This is a genomic window from Rhodococcus sp. NPDC060086, from assembly GCF_042730275.1.
Lineage (GTDB): Bacteria > Actinomycetota > Actinomycetes > Mycobacteriales > Mycobacteriaceae > Rhodococcus.
The window spans coordinates 1-6,371 of sequence record NZ_JBHWWZ010000089.1 but is presented as its reverse complement, the minus strand read 5'-3'; the positions used below and the strand labels follow the sequence as shown (position 1 = coordinate 6,371).

Below are 6,371 nucleotides of genomic sequence, written 5' to 3'. Positions count from 1 at the left end.
ACCATATGCGGCGGCAACGACCGAGCCACGAACTCCGTCAACCCCGCCACATCCACAGTCCGGCCCTTGACCGGCAACACATACGACACCAACACCGTCGCACCCGACGCAGTCGAACGACCGAGGGTTGCGGCGAAGTCGACGGTCTCGTGTGCGGCCAGGGTGGCGTCGATCTCGCCGAGTTCGATACGGAAACCGCGCACCTTCACCTGGAAGTCGCTGCGCCCCACGAACTCGAGCTCGAGCCGGTCTTCGCCGGCACGCCACCGCACCACGTCGCCCGTGCGGTACATGCGTGAACCGTCCGGGCTGTAAGGATTGGCAACGAACATCTCGGCGGTGAGAGCGCTACGGCCGTGGTAACCGCGGGCAAGCGCAGCGCCTGCCATGTACAGCTCACCGGCGACGCCCTCGGGGACGGGACGCAACCGCGTGTCGAGCACGAGTGCGGACACACCGTGCGTGGGATGACCGATCGTGATCGGACGTCCCGGTTCGAGCCGCGCGAACGACGAGATGATCGTCGTCTCGGTGGGGCCGTACCCGTTGAAGTACTTACGTCCCGGTGCCCACTTGGCGAGCAGTTCGGGTGTGGTGACGTCGCCGCCGACCGACGCGACCTCGAGGCTGTCGATACCGGTCGGATCCATCGTCCCGAGTACCGCGGGCGTGATGATCGTGTGCGTCACCCGCTCGCTGCGCAGCAGCTCCGCGAGGTCCGGGCCACCGATGATGGTGGACGGCACGATGACCAACGTCGCGCCGCTCGTGAAGGCTGCCATCCACTCGAGCACCGACGGGTCGAAACTCGGCGAGCAGATGTGCAGGAAACGATGGCCGGCGCGCAGGTGGTACAGCTCGACAGCGGTATCCACCACCCCGCCGAGACCCTGGTGCGTGACGACAACGCCCTTGGGGCGGCCCGTCGAACCCGATGTATAGATGACGTAGGCCGGGTGGAACAGCGACAGCGGGCGCACCCGGTCGGAGGCGCCCACCGGCAACGCCGACTGCCCGTCGAGTTCGCTCGCGAACGCCGAATCGTCGAGCACGATCCAGTCGGAGTCGCCGGGCAGCCCGTCCCGATAGGTCGAGGACGTGATACCCAGGACCGCACCGGAATCGGCCAGCATGTACCGGACGCGGTCGACGGGATATGTCGGGTCGACCGGCAGGTGCGCGGCACCGGCCTTCGCGATCGCCCACACGCTCAGAACCATCTCGTACGACCGCGGGTACGACACCGCGACGATGTCCTCCGGACCGACACCGCGTCCGATGAGGATCCGTGCGAGCTTCGACGAGGTCTCGTCGAGTTCGCGGTAACTGATCGAACGCCCCTGGTACCGGACCGCCGTGGCATTCGGATCGAGCGTCACCGCCGCCGTGAGGATGTCGGCAAGAGATCCACCTGCACCGACGTGATCCCCATGGACATGCGTGAGCCGGCCGAATTCGTCGTCGCCGAGCATCGGGAGATCCCCGACCGGTGCCTGCGGATCCGCGAGGATGCCCGCGAGCAGCAGTTCGAACCGGTGCGCGAACTGCTCGACGGTGTTGTGATCGAACAACGCACTCGCGTAGGAGAACTCGGCCGACATGCCGGTCTGTGCACCGTCTTCTCCGATGCTCTCGCGCAACGTGAGCGACAGGTCGAACTTCGCGGTGTCCACATCGAACGGCACCCCGGACACGCTCAGCTCCGGCAGTTCGAGTCCGGCCGACGGCAGGTTCTCGAACGACAGGGCCACCTGGAACAGCGGGTGCCGTGCGGTCGACCGCTCGGGTTCGACGATCTCGACGAGCCGCTCGAACGGAATATCCGCGTGGGCGAACGCTTCGAGGTCGGTCTCACGAACCCGCGACAGCAGATCCGTGAACGGCTCGCCTGCATCGACCCTGCTCCGCAACACGAGAGTGTTCACGAACATGCCGATCAGGTTGTCGAGTTCCGACTCGCCGCGACCCGCGATCGGCGTGCCGATCGCCACGTCGTCGGAGTCGGACATACGTGCCAGGAAGATCGCCAACGCGGTGTGGACGACCATGAACATCGTCGTGCCGGTCCGGCGGGCCAGTGCCGCCAGCGCACGATGCGTGGACGCGTCGAGCGCGAACTCGACCCGACCACCGGCGAACGACTGCACCGGCGGACGCGGACGGTCCATCGGCAGGTTCAGCTCGTCCGGAACACCGGCGAGTGCGCGCTTCCAGTACTGAGCCTGCGTCGACAGCAGACTCTCCGGATCGTCTTCCGAACCGAGCACCTCGCGCTGCCACAGCGCGAAGTCCGCATACTGCACCGGAAGCGGAGCCCATGCGGGTTCTTCACCGGCCGCACGGGATACATAGGCGGCCATGACATCACGCGTGAGCGGAGCCATCGACCAGCCGTCGGCACTGATGTGATGGACCACGAACACGAGCACATGATCGGGAACGGACTCCCCCAGCCGGTACAGCACCGCACGCAACGGGACCTGCGTGGTCACGTCGAACCCTGTTCCCACGATCTCCAGGATCCTCGCGGGCAGTTCGGCTTCGTCGACCTGCACAGCGTCGAGGTTCGGCAGAGCCTCGTCGACCGAGAGAATCTGCTGGTAGGGACGCCCGTCGTCCTCCGGATAGATCGTGCGGAGCACCTCGTGCCGATCCAGCAGATCACGAACCGCCGCCTGCAATGCATCCACGTCGAGCGCACCGGTCAGACGCACTGCGACAGGAAGGTTGTCGGCGCTCGACGTGGCATCGAAGCGGTTGAGGAACCACATGCGCTGCTGCGCGAGCGACAGCGGCACCCGATCCGGGCGCTGCTGCGGCACCAACGGTGCCCGACGCACAGAACCGGTGTGCTGCTCTGCCTGCGCGGCAAGAGCGTGCACCGTCGAAGACTCGAACAACACCCGCACCGGGATCCGTACATCCAGCGCCGACCCGAGACGTGCGACGAGCTGCGTGGCGATCAGCGAGTTGCCGCCGAGCGCGAAGAAGTCGTCGTCGAGGCCGACCCGCTCGACGCCGAGAACATCGGCGAAGGTCGTCGCGACGATCTCCTCGATCGGTGTCGTCGGAGCACGGAACTCCCGGGCTTCGAAGGTCGGTGCCGGCAGGGCCTTGCGGTCGAGCTTGCCGGACGTGTTGAGCGGGAACTCGTCGAGGACGACCAAAGCGGACGGCACCATGTAGGAGGGCAGTGTCTCCGACACGGAGTCGACCAGCTCTCCGGTGTCGATGTTCCGCCCCGGTGTCGGCACGACGTATCCGGCGAGCTGGTCACCGGTAGGCGTCTGCACCACGAGCACCGCGGCCTGGTTCACCGAATCGTGGGCCAGCAGAGCGGTTTCGATCTCACCGAGCTCGATGCGCTGACCGCGGAACTTCACCTGGAAGTCGGTGCGGCCGATGTATTCGAGTGCGCCCTGTTCGTCCCAGGTCACGAGGTCGCCCGTGCGGTACATCCGGTCGCCGGGTTCCCCGTACGGGTTCGCCACGAACCGATCGGAGGTGAGGTCGGGCCGGCGCACGTAGCCGCGCGCGAGCTGGACACCCGCGAGATACAGCTCTCCCGATACACCGACGGGAACCGGCCGGAGCCGGCCGTCGAGGACGTAGGCCTGCACGTTCCATTCCGGGACACCGATCGGCACGATGTCGACCGAGCCGGTCGCCGGTGCCTGCCAATAGGTGGCGGATACGGCTGCTTCTGTGGGGCCGTACAGATTGTCGATGTCTGCCGAGCTGATCCGGCGGACGCCGTCGATCGTCTCGGGTGGCAGTGCTTCACCGATCACGAAGATATCGCGCAGTGTGCGGCATTCCGCGGCGTCGGCGTGAGCGGCGAACACCGTGAGCATCGACGGCACGAAGTCGGTGATCGTGACCTGTTCGCGCGCGATGACCTCGGACAGGTACGCGGGGTCGCGGTGGCCGTCCGGGGTGGCGATCACCAGTCGGGCACCCACGCTCAGCGGCATGAAGAAGCCCCACAGCGACACGTCGAACGTGGTGGCTGTCTTCTGGAAGTACACGTCGTCCGAGGTCATCTCGAACTCGTGCAGCATCCATTCCGTCTGGTTGACGATCGCGCGGTGTGTCACCGCGACGCCCTTCGGACGTCCTGTGGAGCCCGACGTGAAGATCGCGTAGGCGGTGTTGTCGGGACGCAGCGGGGCGATCCGATCCGCATCCGTGATCGGTGCGGACGAGGTGTCCGACAGGTCGAGCACATCGATGGCGATCGACCGGATGGCGAGGTCCGACGGCACCTCGAACTCGTCGCGGGCCGTCGTCACGATGCAGACCGGATCGGCCGTGTCGAGGATGTGTCGGACACGGTCGGCGGGATGGTCCGGATCGATCGGCACCCACGCACCACCGGCCCGGACGATCGCATACATGCCCACCATCAGGTCGAGAGACCGCCGGATGGCCAAGCCCACCAACGCGTCAGGACCGACACCCTGTGCGATCAGGTGTCGCGCGAGACGCGTGACACGAGCGTCGAACTCTGCGTAGGTGAGGGATTCACCCTCGTAGACGAGTGCGACGGCGCCCGGTGTGCGTGCCACCTGCGCGTCGAAGCGGTCGGTGAGCAATGTCGACGCGTCGAGTTCGTGCGCCGAATCGTTCCAGTCGTGGAGGATCCTGTCGAGTTCCTCAGCATCGAGGAGCTCGATGTCGCCCACCTGATCCTGGGGTTGCGCAGCGAGCGATTCGAGTGCGCGCACGAATCGGGCAACGAGCGTGGACACCTGGTCACGGTCGAAAAGAGCACGCTGGTAGCGCAGTTCGACTTCCATGCCTGTCTTGACGTGAACGAACAAGCTCAGCGGGTAGTGCGTTGCGTCGTGCGTACCGACACCCGTGACGGACATACCGTCGATCGACGAGGCCTGCTGGGCGAGACCTTCTTCGTCGAGCGGGTACGACTCGAACACCGTGAGGGTGTCGAAGGCGACCGCCGGGCCCGAGGCCCGCTGAATGTCGGTCAGGCCGAGGTGATGATGTTCGAGCAGCGCTGCCTGTTCGCTCTGCAGCCTGCCGAGGAACTCGGCGACGGGCTCGTCGGGGTCGAACGACACCCGTATCGGCAGGGTGTTGATGAACAGACCCACCATCGACTCGACGCCGGACAGGTCGGCGGGACGCCCGGAGACGGTCGCGCCGAACACCACATCGTCGCGGCCGGTGAGCCGACCGATCAGCACACCCCATGCGGCCTGCACAAGAGTGTTCACGGTGACGCCGAGGCGCGCGGCAGCGTCGCTGATCGCATTGAGACGCTGCGCGTCCAGCTCGATCTTGACGCGGTCGTCGCCCTGCTCACCCGGATGTCGGGGTGACTGCGGGGCGAGCAATGTCGGTTCGTCGAATCCGTCGAACACGTGCGACCAGGCCTCGCGCGAGGTATCCAGGTCGCGTGTGCCGACCCACTCGAGGAACGAGCGGTACGACCGGACACGCGGCAGCATCGACGTATCGCCGCGGGTTGCGTACAGGGCCATCAGATCCTGCATGAGCAGCGGCATCGACCAGCCGTCGACCAGCACGTGGTGCGTGGTCACGCCGAGCTGGTAGCGATCATCGCCGAGCGAGACGAGCACGAACCGCATGAGCGGCCCGGTGTCCATCACGAACCCGCGGGTCTCCTCGTCGCGCCAGAACGGGACGGTGACGGTCACGCCGGAGGCCGCGACCTCCGACGACATGTCGACCGTGCGCCACGGCACCTGCACCTCGTCGAGCACCAGCTGGACCGAATCGCCCTCGTTGTCGGTGACGAAGACCGTGCGCAGGTTCGCATGTCGATCGAGCAGTCCCTGGGCTGCTCGGTGAAGACGTTCCGCATCCACGGCACCTTCGAGGTCGAGCACGGCCTGCATCGTGTACACGTCGACGTCGTCGTCGCCGGTCATCAACGCGTGGAACAGCAGACCGGACTGCAGCGGCGAGAGCGGCCACACGTCGCCGAGCGCCGGGTACCGCGATTCCCACCGTTCGAGATCTGCCTGGGTCACGTTCACCAGCGGCACGTCGGACGGGGTGAGCCCGCCTGCACCGGGTGCGGAGGCGTGTCCGGCGAGGGCCTCGAGGGCTGCGCGCCAGTGCTGCGCGAATTCCTCGACGTCGTCCCGGTCGAGCAGGCCGGTGGGGAATGCGATTCCGGCACCGAGTTGCGGTCCGTCCGGCCCGTCGTTGACGATCGCGTTGATGTCGATCGCAGCGTTCGCGGGCATGTCGGCGTCGAGTGCAGCATCGACCTGGCCGAGGGCCTGTGTCGGTGCCCACCCGATCGCCGCCAACTCCTCCGGCACATCCGCAGCAGACACCCGCCCCAGATAGTTGAAACTGATCTGCGGCGACTTCACCAC

Annotated in this window: 1 protein-coding gene; it reads right to left on the bottom strand. The window is 66.5% G+C overall.

Annotated elements, in window-relative coordinates; translation table 11 throughout:
- The coding region (locus ACFWB0_RS25365; protein ID WP_378493162.1) for an amino acid adenylation domain-containing protein at positions 1-6,371 on the bottom strand (6,371 nt) is incomplete at both ends.